The sequence below is a fragment of the Sphingobacterium spiritivorum ATCC 33861 genome (genome assembly GCF_000143765.1).
GTDB lineage: Bacteria > Bacteroidota > Bacteroidia > Sphingobacteriales > Sphingobacteriaceae > Sphingobacterium > Sphingobacterium spiritivorum.
In genome coordinates this window covers 830,249-849,618 of the sequence record NZ_GL379770.1, presented here as the reverse complement: position 1 = coordinate 849,618, position 19,370 = coordinate 830,249, and the positions used below count along the sequence as shown (strand labels likewise).

Genomic DNA, 19,370 nt, shown 5'->3' with positions numbered 1-19,370 from the left:
CATACTTTTAAATTTATGCGATACCTTATTTAATTTACAATATTACCAACTTTACCATTGATTATTTTGATATAAATTTGTGTTGTAGTAATATTCAGTTTCCGAAAATCTATTTTAAAAAAATATAAATCAGGGCTGACATATATTCCAAAGGCCCCATATGAGATTTGAGCACCCGGAATGCCCTGTAAGATAATGTACGACAGGATTCCACACTGACATTCATAATGCTGGCAATCTCCTCATAGGAAAATTCCATATAGTACTTAAGATACAATACTTCTTTCTGACGCTTGGGTAGCTTATCTATTTCCTGTTTGACCTTCTGCACATTGATATCCTGATTTTCCTTCAGAATAAGATCCAGTTCATGTGAACCTATTGCCCATACATTTTCCGGAAGACTCTCCAGCGGTTCATATACATCTGCTTTCTTACGTTTGAGAATTCTTCTTCTCAACGCTGAGAACAGGTAATACTTAACTTCTACATCCTTCGCAATACGCGGATTGTCATAGAGATCCAGAAATAAGTCGTGTATACAGTCCAGCACAGTTTCCCGATCTGCATGAAACTTGAGGCCAAAGGCAAACAGATCATCTATATATTGCTGATAGATAGATTCAAATGCCTTTGCATCACCATGTATAAAATTAGACCAGGACATTACTTCGCTGTTGGGATTTCATGGGTTGAATTAAGTCGCTAATTTGAACAAATGATGTTAAGCCTGTATATCTTTTATTTTAAATATGTGTAAAATAAGGATAAAGCCCAAAGTATTTGATCAAAATCAGCCAGGTTTATAAAATGCTGTACTAAAGATAGTACTATCTCTTATAATATCCCAAATGAATCCGTAAATAAAGTAAGTGACTAATCAAACGTCAGTGTATACGCATACCCTCTGTGTTCCGGATACACATTCCGGATCTGACACACAATTTTATTACAAAAAATAAACACAAACATATCTTCCGGCATAAAACAAAAGCTGTACATTCATGTTAGCTTTAAAAAACAAACAATATACTATGATTACAACAAAAGGATACGCAGCGCAAACTCCGACTTCGGATTTGGCCGAATGGGAATTTGAGCGTCGTGAAGTAGGTCCCCATGATGTACAATTTGACATTCAGTACTGTGGAGTCTGTCATTCAGATCTTCATCAGATACGCAACGATTGGTTTCCGGGAATATTCCCGATGGTTCCGGGACACGAAATTGTAGGTAAAGTCATCAAAGTAGGTGAGCATGTGACCCGTTTCAAAGTAGGTGATCTGGCCGGAACAGGATGTATGGTTGATTCCTGCAGAACCTGCCCTAACTGCCAGGAAGGACTGGAGCAGTATTGCGACAACGGAAATATACAGACCTATAACGGTGTCAACAAGTATACAGACGGAGCCCCTACTTATGGTGGATATTCCAATACGATAGTTGTCAATGAAGATTTCGTATTACATGTGCCTGCATCTCTTTCTCTTGCTGCTACAGCACCTCTATTATGCGCCGGCATTACCACCTATTCTCCGTTAAGACATTGGAAAGTAGGCAAAGGACACAAGCTGGCTGTATTGGGACTGGGTGGACTGGGACATATGGCTGTTAAATTTGGAGTCGCATTCGGCGCTGAAGTAACGGTACTCAGTACTTCTCCGAATAAAGAAGCCGATGCCCGCAAATTGGGAGCACATCATTTCGTAGTCACTACGGATCCGGAACAAGTGGCAAAGGCAAAAAATTCATTTGATTTTATCCTGGATACTGTTAGTGCCGAACATGATATGGCCATGTATATGTCTCTTTTGAGAACAAATGGTGTGCATATCATCGTTGGTGTACCACCTGAGGCGCACAAAATACCGGCTTTTGCATTTATTGACGGCCGCAAAAGCGTTGCCGGATCCGGAATCGGAGGCATTGCTGAGACTCAGGAAATGTTAGATTTCTGCGCAGAGCATCAAATTGTATCGGATATTGAACTTATTGATATCAAAGATATTCAGACGGCTTATGACCGCATGATCAAAGGAGATGTAAGGTATCGTTTTGTTATTGACATGGCGACTTTATAATCTCTTGCAAAAATGTAAACAGCTATCCTGCCGGGTAGCTGTTTTACTTGTTACCTGAAAGATAAATTTCAACTTTTGAGTAACACAGGTTCTCCCCACTCTTCTCTTTAATTACAGCATTCCGGCCTTCTTTCTTATTTTTTTATGCTTCATTGAACCGGAGACTATACAGATATGCTCAAAAAGGTTTATATTTACAGTATAAGCAAAAATTCACAGGCCTGTTATGACCTTTACTTAATGTTTGTATATCTGATGTCTTATAACTGACTATATGATGGCAATTTTATAAAAGGCTTACATCCGATAATTAACCTGACACTAAAAAATACTATACTCGTTTTCGTCAAATGACTGCAACAGATTTAAATAAAGAAATCATTCTCCAGTTTTCAGGAGGAAGTGCACAAGCATTTGAACATATCTACAAACGATATTCGAAAATCATCTACAAACGACTTCTTTTCCTCCTCAAAGATCAGGAAACCGCAGATGAAATCCTTCAGAGTCTCTTTATCAAAATCTGGGATATGCGCGAAACCATAGATGCAGACAAACCTTTCTCGGCCTATATTCTCCGTATGGCAGATCATATGGCAATAGATGTATTCAGAAAATTAACACGGGACAAAAAGTTACAGAAAGAACTGTGGGACAATTTTATGGAGTACAGCACTTCTCCGGATGAAGACTATATCTACAAGGAAAATCTGAATATCCTGGAGCAGGCGATTGAACAAATGCCTCCACAGCGAAAACTGATCTTTCGATTATGTAAGATAGAAGGTAAATCATATAAAGAAGTCAGTGAAGAGTTGAATATTTCGTATTCAACGATCAGTAATCAGCTCGTGATTGCTATGAAATTTCTTAAAAAATATGCTATAGAACATGAGAACACCTTAAAATCAGCTCTGATTTTAATGATTTTCAAAGATTTTTAATTTTTTTTACTTTTTTTCACTTTTCGAATAGTGAGTTTTTTGTTTTTGAACGTATTCATATCAGAACCGCGTCCAAAAGCCGACAATTCATGAAAAATACAACTGAGCTTAGCCTATTACTGAAAAAATATCTTACAAAAAGGATAGATAAAGAGGAATACGAAATCTTATTTCTCCAACTTTCTGAGCTTAGTAATGATGAACTGAAAAAAATTGTACAGCAGGAACTCGGTTCTGTCGATGCGGATACAGACCTGGCAGATGAACTGATTGACCAGAGACTACTCCGGATTTACGGCAAGATCAATTCTACTATAGCAGATAAATCTGTAGCAAGCATATCCTCCGATGCCAGCAAACCCTCAACAGGTATATTTCGTACATGGAGCTGGATCGCTGCAGCAGCCAGCATTCTCCTTGTTTGCGGACTCTTCTTTTTAAACAGGCCTGAAACGGCAGATATCCATCCCGGCCTTGTACAAAAGTCCAATGACGTGCACCCCGCTGTATCTGCTGCTACATTGACTTTTGAGAATGGTAAAAAAATAAATCTCGATACCGCCGTAACGGGCGTGATCTATGAAGAGAAAGGATTCCGCATTGTAAAAAGCAAAGATGGTCAGATCTCTTATGAGTACGACAATCAACACGAGATAGAAACCAAAACCAATATAATCGAAACATCTAAAGCGGCCTATACGATGGTTGTTCTGCCTGACGGCTCCAAAGTACACCTTAACGCCATGTCTTCGATCCGGTATCCGGTCACATTCCGCGGTGATAAACGTGAAGTAACGTTAGTCGGCGAAGGATTTTTTGAAGTGGTTAAGAATTCCAGACAACCTTTTATTGTCCATACAGAAGGACAGGACGTGGAAGTACTGGGAACAACATTCAATATCAACACCTACGATACAAAAAAGGGAGTCAAAACCACATTGGTTGAGGGAAAAGTCAGCGTCACACTCCCCGACAAGACCAGTATGATCCTGCATCCGGGTGAGCAGGCACTGGCCAGAGATGTGATTACCGTCCGTCATGTCAATGTAGAAGAGATCAGCGCCTGGAAAGACGGCAAATTTGTTTTTAACAACACTTCTCTCCTCTCTGTAATCTCAGAAATAGAACGATGGTACAATGTAGAGTTTGTATTTGCTGACAAGAATTTCAAAGACGAGCCGTTGTCCGGTTCTATTTCCAGAGATGTGATGTTATCAGATCTGCTGGATGTCATACAGATGAATACAAGTTACAAATTTAAAATCGAGGAAAGGAGGATAATGGTTAAACACTAGACCTAAAGAGATAAAAAACTGGAGATGTTCGCACCATCCCCAGTCATATGCGGTCATATATACCTAATTGGCCTAAGAAAGTAACAAACTATTTTTTAAACCAACCTGTACAAATATACGTAAATCAGTGAGTTGACCAAACTGCTGTAGTACGCCGTATCTGTACGCAACCAAATCTTATGAAAGAAAAAGTCTATGCATTTATATCCAGGTTTTGCATAGTTGTGAAAAACCGGATACATGAATGCAGAATTTCCAAAAGCGTTATTCTAGCCATGAAACTAATTCCATTGCTATTGTTCGCCTTCATGTTTCATGTAAATGCCCATACCTTCGGGCAAAACATCAACCTAAAAGTAAGGAATGAGCAACTTATTAATGTACTGAAAGAGATCCAGCGGCAAAGCGGGTATAACTTCCTGTTTAACTCCCATTTCGTAAAAATCTCCAAACCAGTATCTGTGGCTGTCGCCAATGAAAATATCAACGATGCACTGGCCTTGATTTTCCAGAATCAACCTTTTGATTTTGTCATTACGGATAAAATCATAACGGTAAAAGCCAAAGAATCAGTAGCGATCGCCAGTCCCAATGCGATGGTGCAGCAAAAGGTGATCACGGGAAGAGTCGTGGATCAGAGAGGGCAACCTCTTTCCGGCGTGACGGTAACCGAATTGGAAACCAACAATTCTACAGCTACAAACAATGATGGGGCATACAGGTTAACCTTGAGAAATAACAATGCTACGCTTCAATTCAACCTGTTGGGATTCGGAACCATACGTCGTAAGGTCACAGACAATGTACTCAATGTTTCTCTTACTCCATCGGACATAGGTATGGATGAAGTCGTTGTTACAGGTTTCCAGAAACTGGATAAACGCAAGTTTACAGGTTCGGTGAGTCAGGTTGACAAAAATGTGATTGACCGCTCCGGTGCTATTGACGTTTCCAGAATGTTACAGGGAGCAGCAGCGGGTGTGAGTGTACAGAATACTTCCGGAACTTTCGGGTCTACACCTAAAATAAGGATTCGTGGTAATTCTTCCATCAGTGCCAATCAGGAACCGCTCTATGTCATCAACGGCGTACCGATCACCTCCCCTTCCAATGTAGCGGTAAGCCAGTTGTATTCAGGAGATCCGGCTTCAGTATTAGGATCCGCAATTGCAGGACTGAATGCGCAGGATATAGAAGATATCGTGATCCTGAAAGATGGGGCAGCAACAGCTTTGTACGGTACAAGAGCCGCAAACGGAGTTATCTCCATTACCACTAAATCAGGAGCATACAATCAGCGAAACATTAACTTTTCTACAGCACTATCGCTGGGTATCAAACCAAATATCAAAAATTTCAACCTGATGAATTCACAGGAAGAAATGGGGTTATACAAGCAGATGTATGATATGGGGTATCTGTCCAATGCCAACTGGCCTACCTATACAGGAGCTTATACGGAGACATACAAACAACTGGCGCTTAGAAATATCAACCTGGATCAGGCTTATGCCGAACTGAATAAATCAACTATGGCCAATACGGATTGGTTTGATGTGTTATTCCGGAATAATGTGGTACAGGAACACTCGCTTTCTTTCAACGGAGGATCTGATAAGAATACCTATTACCTGTCCGGTAGTTATGCACATGATGACGGACAAGCTATCGGCTATAATATGGATCGTTTTACAGTAGACGCACGTAATGTATTTAACATCACAAGCAAATTGAAACTGGACGTCAACCTCAACTGGTCATACCGTGATCAGTTCACGCCCGGAACATACAACAGTACAACTACATATTCAGATATCTCCAGACAATTTGAGATCAATCCGTTCCTGTACGCGATGAATACCAGCCGAACCATGTATCCGTACAACGAGGACGGATCATACAAGTATTACACTGAAAATCTGGCTCCTTTCAATATTATTGAAGAGTTAAAAGAAAACTTCACACAAGTCAAGTCTCAGGATATCAAACTGAATATCAGACCATCTTATCAGATCACCAAGGCATTACGCTATGACCTTACACTATCATTGCGAAAAACAAACAACAGCTATGACCATACGGTCACAGAAAGATCTAATGTGGCAAATGCTTACCGTGTCGATTATAATGATGTATTACGTGGACAGAACACCCTGCTGTATCAGGATCCTGCAGATCCTAACGGATACAAAGAGACTATCCTGCCACGCGGAGGCTTTCTGTATGCACGCTCTAACTGGGGTAAAAATCTGTACATCAGAAATCAGTTGAACTTCAATAAGAAATGGTCCAAACACGCAGTGGACGCATTGGCTGGTATGGAGATCAGCAGTGACCGTATAGACCGTCAGTATACCAAAGGAATAGGCTATCTGTACTATGGAGGAAAGATTATCTCACCAAGTAAGCTGGCGATGATCCATTCCGTAAACACGGACGACCGTGTCTACATCGAATCTTTCGAAAACGAAAACAGAACAGGCTATTACGCCAATGTACAATATTCATTTCTGGAAAGATATAATATAGAAGCCGGAGGACGTATGGATGCCAGCAATATGTTTGGCCGTATGACCCGATCCAAATTTTTACCAAACTACAGTGTCGGTGTTTCATGGAATATTGATCGTGAAGATTTCTTCAAAAAAGGAGCAATCAGCGAGACTGTAGATTATTTAAAATTACGTGGTAGTTATGCATTACGCGGTAATGCTTACCAATCCTCTCCATTGAGAAGTGCAGCATTCATCAACAAAACCAGACTGGATGCTCAAAATAGTGATATCGGTGTGAATGTATCTTCACCAGAATTATACAACCTTAACTGGGAGAAAGATTATATCAAAAACGTGGGTTTAGAATTTGGTTTATTTGACAAACTTACTTTTGTCGGGGAATATTATGACCGTAAAAACAAAGATCTGATTGCAACGATCAACGTGGCGCAGGAAGAAGGATTTGAGACCAAAACCGTCAACTTCGCCAGTATGACTAACCGCGGAGTAGATTTGACTATAGGAATCAAAAATATCCTGAACAAAGAAGATCTGAAATGGGATGCCAACTTTATATATGGTTATGTAAAGAATAATGTCATCGGCGGAGAACTGGAGTCTTCATTATTGACACAGATCACGCGCTCTAACGGCTATCCGCTTAACGGAAGACCTTATGAAGGTCTGTATGCTTTCCGCTTTGCAGGACTGAATGAAGATGGCCGTCCTACATTCTGGAAAGGCGATCAGCGTGTAACCGGTATTATTGCCAGTGAAAAAGATCGTTCGCTGATCGAATATATGGGGACAAGACAACCATTGGGTACAGGATCACTTTCCAACTCGTTGCAGTATAAGGGATTTGAATTCCGCATATTTATTACCTATGCTTACGGTCACAAAGTCTTTATGTCTCCTATAGCCGCGCGTTCTTATGATGACAGCGGTTCCAAATCGGCAGATCTTAATTATCGCTGGCAAACTATCGGAGATGAAAACTACACCAATGTACCCGGACTGTTGAGTACCATACAACGGACATATCTTGGTACAGTTTCCAATATTGATGAAGTAGCGTATAACAGAAGTAATTTCAGGGTTGCAGATGCCAGCGTAATCCGTCTTAATGAAGTAATGGTTTCATACGAATTAGGGCGTCTTATCAACAAGAAATATCCTTTTGTAAAAAATGCACGTATCATTCTTTCAGGAAATAATCTGTATTACAAAGCCAGTGACAAACTGAGAGGTGTGGATCCTGAATTATTATTGACAGGTGGTACATCTCTGCCTAATCCAAGATCATACTCACTAAGATTAACCGTAGGTTTTTAATTGAACAAACTATGAGAGCTTATATCATACTTTTACTAACAGTAATCTCCGCAGGATTTTCTACTTCATGTTCAAAATTCCTGGATGAGCCTTACGACAACAGGCTGGACCTGACACAAGGGCTTGATATCCTCGAAGATGTACTGGTGAATGCATATCCCGAACGTCAGGATATGTTCACAGAAATATTAACAGACAATTACCATCACTATGCCAATACAATGCAGGCAAATATGGGAGCACGCTATATCCCGCTGTATCTCTGGAAAGATGAATATGAGGAGACAAATATCGCATCGCCCGGAGCTGCATATGCACATTATTACAAAAAGATATACGATGCGAACTCGGTAATAGAAGAATTAGCTAAAGCATCCGGAGACGAGACACAAAAGAAAGCGATCAAGGGAGAAGCTTTGATGATCCGGTCCTATGCCTATTTTTCATTAGTTAATCTCTTTGGCATGCATTACAATACGGCGACCTCAGCCACAGATCTGGGTGTACCGCTGGTATTGGAAGTACCTAAAGCTAATCGGCCTCTGTTTGACCGCGCGACAGTAAAACAAGTGTACGATCAGATTGAAAAAGACATGAATGAAGGCCTTGCTTTATTAAAAGAAGGACGCGAATTTATGCCGAACACACCGTATCGTTTCTCGATGGCCAGCATATACGCATTCTTTTCCAGAGTCAGTCTATACAAAGGTAATTGGGATGATGTCATCAAATACAGCGACCTGGCTGTAGCTGAAAAAGGTGTAATTGTACGCAAGATGAGTGATGACGTAAACCGCAAAAGAACCACAAGTGAGCAGTACTGGGCACAGGAGATTATGAATCCCAGCATTCACCCCAACCTGTTGCTGACTGCACAGAGCAGCCAGTTTCTGTGTCGTCCTATCGGGTATCGTCTGTGTGGATTTTACCTCGCACATGAAATCTTCTACAGCACGCCTAATTCGGATCTTCGGTTCCAGTCTTTCAGTTCAGGAGGTACCGTTATAGACAGTGTGGCGTTGGTCGTAAAATATGCCAATCAACCCAATAATCCGAATGCAGCAGCCTCAAGATACGATTGCTTTACGATGGAAGAAGTTTTGTTAAACAGAGCTGAGGCTTATCTCAGGATAGCAAGTCCTAATATCACAAAAGCGATGCAGGATATCGAAGCCATCCGTAAGGAGAGAATCACACCTTATACGGCTTTGCCAACTCCATCGACTACCGATAATGCTCTGGCAACTGTATTGAAAGAAAGACGCATGGAGCTAATCGGACAGGGTTTCAGATGGTATGATATCAAACGTTTGGGTCTGCGTATAGAACATCGTCTGGTCAGGACATCAGCCACACCGGATGTCGTACTTGAACCTAATGACAAAAGAACGGCTATACAGATCCCGATCAATGCGCGTGTGGGTAATCCTTCATTAGAGAATCAATTAAATCCGAGATAATTATGAAAAATACGATAACAGTGCTGATACTGTTTGCCTTGCTAACCTTTGCAGGTTGTGCTAAAGACAGTACCAAAATAGATCAGATCGACGAAACGACTGATTATTTCACAAAAAAAGAGAAAAAACCGAAATCTGCATGGAATGAGCTGGATTATCTGGCAGATTCAATCCAGAAAGCATATGGTGTAGAGATTATTTACGAATTTTCGCCACGTACCATCACGGGAAGTACATTCTTCGTACCGGCACGATATGACCTCGCGCTGGAATACACAAAAGTGATGCTCGACAAAATATGGCTAAAAACACTTAAAGAGCGTTTTCCGAAATTCTTTAACGGAGAGACCCCTATAGAATTTATCATTGTCGGAGGATTTGTACACTTCAATGACATTACCTCTACCGGTACAGCTGCAGGAGCAGGACTAAACGGGCAGTTTTACAGATTAGGTATGGGTGGGGTTAACAATTTCAGCAAGACCAATAAAAGCTGGTTAAGATCACATATCTCCACTTTATTTCACGAACATGCACATCAGATCGATCACAAGGTAGGCCGCGGTTACATCTATGATCGTATCTCTCAGGGTGAATACTATGGCCTCACCTACGGAAGCCGCAGTACTGCACAAGCCAATCTGGATGGTTTCTTCACGCCATATGGCGGATATGCTCCGGAAGAAGATTTTGCAACTACGGTGGAGAATCTTACACTGAAGCCTAAAAGTGAGATTCAGACTATCGTAAGTAAAAACCCTAAGCTGGAAACCAAATATAAAATGGTTTATCAGAAGTACCTGGATATGGGAATAGATCTGCATGAACTTCAGCCTATATTAGACTCACTCGTATATCAAGTTAACTATTAATAAGCGCGTTATGATTAAGAAATTATATATAATGGGTCTGGCGGTTATTGGATTACTCTCCTCTTGTGAGAAAGATACAATTACAAACTCCTACTTTGATGATAATCCGGAAAGAACAGCCAAACTGACACAAGAATTTAAACAGACGATCCAGAACTCCAAAAACGGGTGGGTCATGATGGTCAAGTCGAGCCTGAGTAACAATGTCTATTCGCCGGTAGTCCTCAAGTTTGATACGGTAACCAATAAAGTGAATATCACGACTGTATATGGATATACCGATCCTGCAGATGCATACTTTAATATTTCTGCAGGTATCGGCAGTCCGCAGATTACATTTACAACCGGATCAGTAATGACTTCTTTCTTCCGTATCGGAGCAATGGCATCCGACATTACAGATCATGTGTACAATGTCGTGAAGGTATCTGCTGATACACTCGAGATCCGCGGATACCGCAGCGGACGTGTTTATACCAAAGAAGGTGGTGTGATTTACAAAATGTTTAAAAGACCTGACAACTGGACCTGGGCGGACGCTGATCGTTATTTTGATCTCACCACAGCAACCGGCCGTACCGGATTGGTCAACAGAGACGGTGATCTTGTCGTCAAATATGCAGATGGCTCGCCAAGCAAAACGTTTTTATTCCGTATAGGCGTGTGGTCTGATGCACAGGTTGTTGCTTATCAGGCAAGAGATCCTTTTGTAACCAATATTTCAGCGAAAGGATTTTTACCGATGTATACTCCTTTGGTGGATTATTATGAGAAGATACCCGGGTCAGCAAATACAACTTTACTGAGATTCACCTGTATGTTTGGACAGAATGCATTTTCGTTTTATCCGTTTACATACAATGCAAATACAAATCAGAATGTCATAGCCTTCAAAGATAAAATCAAAACTCATTATCTGATTGCAAAAGAAGTCAGAAAAAACGGAACAAATGTAGACATAGATTTTGTTGCATATGATCAGAAAGGGAATGAAGCTGTCACAGCTACTTATACCCTCCGGTAATAAAAACATTGTAACCTCAGATTATTAACCTCAGGGAGGGTGTCTTGAAGAAGTATGCCGCGGTCTTTGCAAATCTGAAAAAACAGAATTAAACCAGTCTTAAAGTCCTATAACTAAGATTGCAAATTCATTTTTTCAGGCAAATCAGATCTGCCTCATTCCTTTTCAAACACCCTCTTTACTTGTAAAGATCCTGTAGAAAAAAGCTGATTTCACCAACATGAAAAAATTAACATTCCCCGGCATACTCCTGTTGTTCTGTACATTTCTGAGCTGCAAACAGGATCGCCAGAAAGTGACTTTAGTATTTAATAACCCGTTAATAGATTCCTGCACAGTAGACATCTATCACTATATCAGCGGAGAAAAGCTGCGCAGTACTTCTTTTACCAACCTGACAGGTGAATGGGTGCTCGACTCATTACCTACTGATATGTATGTATTAAGCATTTCCTGGCAAAGAATGTATATCCCTCATCATATGTACCGGTCCAGCCGGCATAAACAAGATCTGAATGAGCAATTTATACTCACCAAAAACCTATATCTGAATCCGGATCAGGAGAGTACTTATAAAGTGACTCTTCAACCTTCGCTCGACAGAGAACAGATAGAATTGACAGAACAGCCAACGCTGTCCCTGCTGCCCAACGGTTGTAAAGATTGTGCGCTGTCCGAGAAGTATTGGAAGATCTATGAAAACGATAAACAGGCTAAAAAAAACACTGTAGATTCCTTGCAGCATAAAATGGCTGAGGCGGTAAATAATGCGGACTATACACAGGCCGGAGAGCTGAATAAGCAGATACAGGCGCAGAGCCAGGCTGGTAATAACAGTCCTGACATGGAACGTAATCTGAAACAAATGATACAACAAAACAACGAAAATCCTGTAACTACCTTTTTTGTCTTCCATGAGCTATACCTTTACAGAGATTTTGCGGCGTACAAATCGAGTTTTGATCAGTTGGCGGCAAATGCACAAAACAGCAAATATTATCACATGATACGTAAACAGTACGAAAAGCTGTAAAAGCAAAAAAACTCAACCCTTTCGGGTTGAGCCTAACTAACTAAACAATAAAACAATATTATCTCACTATTACTTTATAGCATTTATCTCGGAGAAACCACCATATGAATTAGGTAGCGTACTCATGACAAACTTGACATATCTGCAGGACACAGGAGTGTAAAAATTAATATTACGGTTGTCCGGTGATGTCGCAGAGGAAGATGACAGCACTCTGTCTCCTGTATATGTACCCTGACTGGTCCACGTTACATTATCATTACTAGTAAACACATCTATACCTGTAGCATTGTACGTAGCCCCAAATGCATAACTAGGCATAAGCACAAAACCTTTAACAGTATTACTTTGAGCCATATCTAATGTTATAAAACTATTTACACCTGCAGCAAACCAGGAAGTCGTGTTTCTGTTATCCAATACATTAGCTGCTGCATATGTGGAATTATAAGGTCTGCTGGCCTCAACAATACTCCATGCAGGGTTGCTACGATTTACTACAGTACCAGCAACCGGAGTCTTACTACTGAGGTCTATATTAGTCACCTTAGCACTGATCACTATCATCACTGTATTCGCTTTCTTATCGGAAAAGGCGATGTTACCCTGTTTTAGGGTTAAAGGCAACAAATATTGTTTTTTTACATCAAGCTGTTTATTATTCAGTAATTTGACAGATAAATCAATTGTACTCTGTCCGGCTTCGAATACAGCTGTTCCACCGGATGTTATACTATAAGTGGATGCAGGCAACAATGTATAGCTCTTGTTGTTGGCAGCATTATAGCTGTTTACAGCGGCCTCCCCTCCACTTACAACTTCCACAGCAGTAGAAGTGCCAGCTTTAGGATTAAGTTTGAGCTGAATAGTTCTGTCAGAAGGTGGAACAAAAATATCCCCTTCTGAGGTTGTAGTGTATACCATATTGATTACGTTATTCTCCATATTCAACCCGCTTAAAGATGCCAGGTAGACTTTTGGAATAACTTTTATAAACATTGCATTTGTATTTATTTTAGCTCCTGCGTCTTTGCTTTCCAGGCCATCCAGAATAATTGGCAACAAATATTCAGTGGCCTCCGAAGTTAACACCCCAGCATCTGCCAGATTCAGGCGAATAGAATCCGTATCGGCAATTAACTTCCCCGATTTTATAACAAAACTTTCTTGTTGGAGCTTGCATGCTCCTTCCGGTAATATGCTGTATTTGGTGTTATTCTTAACATTATATTCATCTACCAAAGATTTATCGGCAAATTTCAATTTTACATTAATATCTGTCGGACTGGATGTTGAAAGTTTAATAGGATTAGCAAAGCTCAGTACTGCAGGCTTATTGCCGCCATTGACCCGGCCATCAGCATACAAATCAAAACTCAATGTTGGTAGCGTCGCGTCTGTCTGAAACTGGTCCGGACCCAGATAGGTTTCCAGATATTTTGTATTGATCACATTGTCCTTACTACAGGAGGACAACAAAGGCAATAATAAAAGTAGAGAAATGCTACTCTTTAATATAGTGATATATGCTTTTCTTTTCATAACATAAGTTTTATTCAGTTAGAATCTGAAGATTAAAAAAGAGATTATAATCTATACGGATCCTCGACTGTGATTACATCTTCGTTGTACAAGGCTTTTCCCACCCGTTCCATCCATGTCATCTGTGCAGTTGCAGTGAGATCATAGAAGACCATCACCCCATAGCCGTCCTGTATCGTTCTTCTTGCAATATTTTCTGCTGTATTTACATCTGTAACATTACCTCCCTGCCCGCCGGCAGCCGGAATCCAGGCTGCACCGGGACCCAGTTTCTTTTTATCTGTCAGGCCGGGTACAGAAGGTGCGTAATAAGAGCCGTAATAGGCCTGCCAGGCATAATCCAGATAATCTCCTGGAGTGACTCCATTTGCAACCTGGGGCGTGGTGCCGATATTGTAAAATGACACGATTTTATCCGGCATCAATTCTTTACAACGTTTTATCAGCATCGTGTAAGAATAATTGTTTGCCACGGGCATTTCAATACCGTTATAGCTCTGGTATTCATCGTCAAAATTAATTCCATCCAGACCGTACCGGACAACAATCTGCTTGATCTGTAAACTAATTTTTTCAATCTCCTCCATGTTGTAATTCTGCATAGCGCCTAAAAAGCTGACCAATACTTTGATTCCTTTACGTTGCAGCGGACGAATGTATTTCTCTGTATCATTTAACTGATCATAGGCACTTCCCAATGTGACAACAGGTTTTTTATCTTTCCACCCAATGTTTGGGGCAAATAGAATAGCCATATCAAAAAATGGCTTGCCACTACTCTTCATAACATACCTGCCAGCATTCAAAATGCTGTTGGACCCCGTCTCTACATACAATACACTCTTGATCCCGTTAGGCTTATCTGTATTGGGAAATTCATTTGCATCTACTTTAACCATCAGATATGTAGTCTTGAAACTCTCATGAACTGAAAGCGAAGCATCTGATACAGAAGACAAACTGACAGGCAAAAGGTAAGTTTGACCCAAAACAAGACTGTTTAAATTTGTCATTTTAAGACTAACAGCGTTTGATAGTGTATTTCCTTTACTGATACTAACTGCCGTATTTTCAGATAAAACATATGTGTTAGCCGGGAGCAACTGATAACTGGTCTGGTGATCGGAGTTATAAGAAGTCAATAATGTCTCATTAACACTAACCTTTCCTGTAATATCCATCGCTACAGGAGCAGAAATTTTAAAATTAAGATTCAGTTGATCTTTATCAATGCTGATACCTGTATTCTTCTTGATAACATTAAATTGTACAGTATTCTGATTGTTTTCACTATTGACAAGAAATCCCGAAGTTTTCATATCAGCATACACATCGTACGGATCTGGTAAAGTGACCGTATTCTTATTGCAAGAAGTCAGTATGAGTGTAAACACAAGCCCGACAATAAGGCTATTACACATGGCTTTTATAATATAATTTTTCATATCCTTAATCTTTTAGCTAGCAAGGTTAATTAATAACAGATTGGGTCCATACAATCGGATCTGTGGCAGTAGCATCGTACCCGTTTCCTGTCTTATCCTTCGCCATATTTCCCGTATTATCATCCAAAGCCCAGTATGCTAACAAACCCGGAGTCCTGGCATCCACATAATCCTTAGACGCGATCAGTTCCTGAGGAGTTCGCGGAATACTCCACACGCGGGCTTCACACATCATGCCGTCGATATACCGGTCTTTACTATAAGAATAACCCAGATAAAAATTTCGGTTTATATTAAACGAGCCTGTAGCATTTCCAGTTTTGACCAACTGTCCGTCCAGATAAACGCTTATCGTCGCACCGTCATATACCGCAGCAACATGATGCCATTTACCGGTAGACAGCTCTCCACCTGATCCTGTATTCAGATTGGCATGACCGGACATAACCATCTGCATCTGATTAGAGGGGATACCGGCATCACCTATTCTAAGCAACAAATTGCCTTCTATTCCCATTACAGTACTGATCAACCTGTCAAACTTATTGGCAAACACCATAGCTTCAAAAGTAAATTGTGTTAACGCCGGAGCATTTGTAAAATTAACCGCCAGTGCATTATTTGTCATTGTAGCTACCGGTCTGGCACCTCCGCCGCCATCACTGATAAGGTAAAATGCTGTTCCTGACGAATTGACAACAGGAAAATCTGCCGAATTTGTAATCGTAACAGGTAATAAGTACTTCTTACCTCTTGGAAAAGGATCTGAAATCTTGAATCTGACATAAACAGAACCTCCGAAAATATTGTTAGCCGGAATAGTGACATTCGAAGTGGATAATGAATAATATTTCTGAGGCAGATAATCATAATCTGTACCATTAACCTGATTATATTTTACGACCAGACTGTTATCAACATTCACAGCGACTTCTACACTTTTGTTTTCGGCCTTTACAAGCCTAGGAGTAAGTAACAGCGAGTCCTGTATTGCACTCCCTCCTCTGACGGTAAAATTAATAGGCCGGTATGCCAGTGATTCATTTATATAGACAGCATTATCAGGTTCATCTACACCATCTGTAATTTTGTTGCATCCTCCTGCGACGATTAACACAAGGAAGAAAAAGAGAAAAAATTTTATACGTTTCATCTGTATGTTTTGTTATGATGAATCAATAATTTCATTATTATCAATTACTTAATAGCCGGATTAAGAATTTGTAAGGCATTTCGGCTATACTTGAAAGGTGGATTGTTTTTATAATCCTGTTCTATATAATATATCCCCAGTCCTCCTTTCTTTCCTCCTGTGACATTCCATCGGGCCAAGGCTTCCGAAGTACCGATAAAAGTACTGTTCCCTACAGGGAATTCATCTCCCCCCATTTTCCAGCGATCTCCTTCAAAAGATGCTAACAGGATAAACTTGGAAGGATTAAAATCTTTTATTTTAGTAAAAAATTCTAAAAATCCATCATACTCATAATATGAGGTAGATTTTACATTTAAGGAGTTAAGCACGAAATAATCTATGCGCGCTGCAGCTTCATCTTTCAGATAGACAGCATCCGTTCCCTTAAACTGAAAAAGTATTTTTTTTGAGAAATTAGCAGCTGCTATGCGACTAATTAAGCCGGAAACCAGATCAATATCTGATAGAATCTCCTTACAATTAAAACAATACAAATCCTCATACCGGATATAGATACCGTTGTATTTATTCTGCTGATAAATATTCAGCATTGAATCTACATATGCATTTATGGAAGTTGCTATTTCATCTTTGGACGGAGATGCCGGTAAGCGGTCTTTTAGTCTTTTGTTCATGCGAATCAAATCAAACGACATCAGCATTTTTGTACCTTTTGTAGCTTGTGTTGAACTCATATCCGCCTTCTGTTCGGACGTCATCAGGCTATCCTGATTAAGCAGACAAATCATATCAAGACTATCTGGCAAGCTATACAAAAACGTGCTCTGTTGTGTAGCATCCGTTTTCCAGTTACTAGTATTGAATAAGCCAATCGCCTGTGGATGTGCCGATTGCTTGTAAGCCCTTAACTTTTCCAGGTATTTTTTATAATTAGATCCCAGACTGTTGCTGTCCGCATCAAGAGACTGTACAATCAAAGTCTCCTGATCAGTCCATTTGGTACAACCTGTAAATAAATTCCCTAAGCTGTACAGGCAAAAAAGGAATATTAATATTTTCTTCATAATACTTTATTCTTAAGTTATCTATTATAGTTTAAGGCTTCTTATCCCACCATACTTTTGATGCTCCGTTATCGGGTTGTCCCAAAAGACTTTGCACAGCTGTCCTTACATTATTTCCATTCAACGTATACTCCGCCAAAGGGTAAACCATCCTTTTTACTCCGGTAGCCGAACTAATCACACCGGCACTTCTGTTCAACGTAATCGGAATAAGTTTCGGATAACCCGTACGACGGTATTCAGCCCAGGCCTCAGGCCCGTTTGGGAACAAGGCAATCCATTTTTGTGTAATAATTCGTTCCAGTTTCCGTTCAAATCCATCTGCATTATCCCATTTGATGGTAACTGTTGTCGGTGAAGGAGCATTTCTGCCTGCACTCAACGGATCTATATAACTGGCCGGATTACTGACAGCATCCTCTGCATAAGCGCTATTATTAACTGCATTTTCCTGAAATGACTTTTGAATACCTTCATTATAAAACCTGTCTGCAGTACCACCCATTGCCCAGCCTCTTAATGCCCCTTCAGCTCTTAGAAAACTAACTTCAGACGCCATAAGCCAATATAAGGGGGTTTCAGAAAGTACGTTTGGAGACGAAAACTGTTCATATTCAGGACTGGTTATGGCAACACCTGTGCGTACTCCATAATAATCCTGAACGCCATTAATCGTCGTTGCCTGTATGTATTTTGGCAAACGCGGATCTTTATATCCTTTGAGATAGACTGCTATAGAAGCTCCCGCTCTGGAATCTTTATAACCTTTCCAAAGCGTCTCCAGAGGGTTCATAAAACTTTCCCCGGCCCCTGCTCTCATTTTGGCTGCATCCGCTACATCTGTGATCAATCCTCCCGGATCGGCTACGGCCTGCTCGGCAAATTTTCTGGCCATTGCCGGATCGGCATAGGACAGCCGGATAGCCAGACGCAACATAAGTGAATTGGCAAATTGGATCCACTTTTTTACATTCCCTTCATAGACAACATCATACTGAGGGATAAGCGGGTCACCAGCGGCAAATGGTCTCAATACATTAACAGCTTCTGTAAGCTCCGCAAAAAAAGAATTGTATATCTCCTGTTGCGAATCATAGGCTACCGTGAAAGACCCGGATCCGACATTTTTATATGGCATGGGACCAAACATATCTGTAGACTGGTGATAAGCTGCAATTTTCATAATCTGAGCTATGGCAAACAAATGTGGTGCTGAAGTTCCTGTGGCCTGTTTAATAGAGAGCCAGGGATTGAAAATATCAGCAGTACGCCTGTTGTAGGTTCCATTTACCCAACCATCGTTAAAAAAATAAGTAGTCAGATTATTTCCTCCATTAAATTTTTCACTTCTGGCCGCTGTATATCCAGCCCAGTTATTGACACCCAGGTCTATTGCAATCTGATAATTGTTAACAGGGCCGGTATCTTCTGCAGGAGTACCAATAGTGATAACAGCCTTAGCAAGCTGTGGAAAAAATACACCAACCTTCAGGTTATTATAATTAAGCATGGTATCAGTAGGCTGATAAGGATTGGTATTTATTTTTTCAAATTCCTTTCTGCATGATAATGCAACAAATGATATTGTAAACATTAACATCACAGTGAAAGCCAAATATTTTCT

At 40.4% G+C, this 19,370-nt stretch carries 14 protein-coding genes; 8 read left to right on the top strand and 6 right to left on the bottom strand.

The window, feature by feature from the left end; genetic code table 11:
• Positions 1 to 109: 109 nt before the first annotated feature.
• On the bottom strand, positions 110 to 667 hold the full coding sequence (locus HMPREF0766_RS03845; RefSeq protein WP_002993890.1) for an RNA polymerase sigma factor: 558 nt from the start codon (positions 665 to 667) through the stop codon (positions 110 to 112).
• A 367-nt stretch (positions 668 to 1,034) separates the two neighbouring features.
• On the opposite strand from HMPREF0766_RS03845, the gene HMPREF0766_RS03840 reads away from it, so the two are divergent.
• From HMPREF0766_RS03840 to HMPREF0766_RS03805, 8 genes are all read left to right on the top strand, one after another.
• The gene (locus HMPREF0766_RS03840) at positions 1,035 to 2,081 is read left to right on the top strand and encodes an NAD(P)-dependent alcohol dehydrogenase (protein WP_037459905.1); all 1,047 of its coding nucleotides are present in this window, start codon (positions 1,035 to 1,037) and stop codon (positions 2,079 to 2,081) included.
• A 350-nt stretch (positions 2,082 to 2,431) separates the two neighbouring features.
• The gene (locus tag HMPREF0766_RS03835) at positions 2,432 to 3,025 is read left to right on the top strand and encodes an RNA polymerase sigma factor (protein ID WP_002993886.1); all 594 of its coding nucleotides are present in this window, start codon (positions 2,432 to 2,434) and stop codon (positions 3,023 to 3,025) included.
• Positions 3,026 to 3,114: 89 nt separating this feature from the next.
• Positions 3,115 to 4,320, top strand: coding sequence for a FecR family protein (locus HMPREF0766_RS03830; RefSeq protein WP_002993885.1), 1,206 nt, complete (start codon positions 3,115 to 3,117; stop codon positions 4,318 to 4,320).
• 275 nt (positions 4,321 to 4,595) lie between these two features.
• A complete protein-coding gene (locus HMPREF0766_RS03825) occupies positions 4,596 to 8,150 on the top strand; it encodes a SusC/RagA family TonB-linked outer membrane protein (RefSeq protein ID WP_236590552.1) in 3,555 nt (1,184 codons plus the stop codon).
• 11 nt (positions 8,151 to 8,161) lie between these two features.
• Positions 8,162 to 9,610: a RagB/SusD family nutrient uptake outer membrane protein gene (locus HMPREF0766_RS03820; protein ID WP_002993883.1), complete on the top strand. Its 1,449-nt coding sequence runs from the start codon at positions 8,162 to 8,164 to the stop codon at positions 9,608 to 9,610.
• A 2-nt stretch (positions 9,611 to 9,612) separates the two neighbouring features.
• Complete coding sequence (locus tag HMPREF0766_RS03815) at positions 9,613 to 10,482, top strand: putative zinc-binding metallopeptidase (RefSeq protein ID WP_002993882.1); 870 nt, start codon at positions 9,613 to 9,615, stop codon at positions 10,480 to 10,482.
• Between the two features lie 10 nt (positions 10,483 to 10,492).
• On the top strand, positions 10,493 to 11,506 hold the full coding sequence (locus tag HMPREF0766_RS03810) for a DUF4302 domain-containing protein (RefSeq protein ID WP_002993881.1): 1,014 nt from the start codon (positions 10,493 to 10,495) through the stop codon (positions 11,504 to 11,506).
• A 220-nt stretch (positions 11,507 to 11,726) separates the two neighbouring features.
• On the top strand, positions 11,727 to 12,539 hold the full coding sequence (locus tag HMPREF0766_RS03805) for a hypothetical protein (RefSeq protein WP_002993879.1): 813 nt from the start codon (positions 11,727 to 11,729) through the stop codon (positions 12,537 to 12,539).
• Between the two features lie 69 nt (positions 12,540 to 12,608).
• Here the strand turns inward: HMPREF0766_RS03805 and HMPREF0766_RS03800 are convergent, their stop codons facing one another.
• From HMPREF0766_RS03800 to HMPREF0766_RS03780, 5 genes are read right to left on the bottom strand one after another with little or no spacing between them, the layout of a single operon-like run.
• Positions 12,609 to 14,081: a BT_3987 domain-containing protein gene (locus HMPREF0766_RS03800; protein ID WP_002993878.1), complete on the bottom strand. Its 1,473-nt coding sequence runs from the start codon at positions 14,079 to 14,081 to the stop codon at positions 12,609 to 12,611.
• A 44-nt stretch (positions 14,082 to 14,125) separates the two neighbouring features.
• Positions 14,126 to 15,526: a BT_3987 domain-containing protein gene (locus HMPREF0766_RS21795; protein WP_002993876.1), complete on the bottom strand. Its 1,401-nt coding sequence runs from the start codon at positions 15,524 to 15,526 to the stop codon at positions 14,126 to 14,128.
• 25 nt (positions 15,527 to 15,551) lie between these two features.
• Positions 15,552 to 16,679 (bottom strand): DUF1735 and LamG domain-containing protein, encoded by a 1,128-nt coding sequence (locus HMPREF0766_RS03790; protein WP_002993875.1) that lies wholly within the window; start codon positions 16,677 to 16,679, stop codon positions 15,552 to 15,554.
• Positions 16,680 to 16,723: 44 nt separating this feature from the next.
• Positions 16,724 to 17,746 carry a glycoside hydrolase family 18 gene (locus tag HMPREF0766_RS03785; protein WP_002993874.1) on the bottom strand — a complete coding sequence of 341 codons (1,023 nt, stop codon included), beginning with the start codon at positions 17,744 to 17,746 and terminating at the stop codon, positions 16,724 to 16,726.
• A gap of 31 nt (positions 17,747 to 17,777) precedes the next feature.
• Positions 17,778 to 19,340, bottom strand: a complete 1,563-nt coding sequence (locus tag HMPREF0766_RS03780) for a RagB/SusD family nutrient uptake outer membrane protein (protein WP_052646373.1) — start codon at positions 19,338 to 19,340, stop codon at positions 17,778 to 17,780.
• Positions 19,341 to 19,370 lie beyond the last annotated feature (30 nt).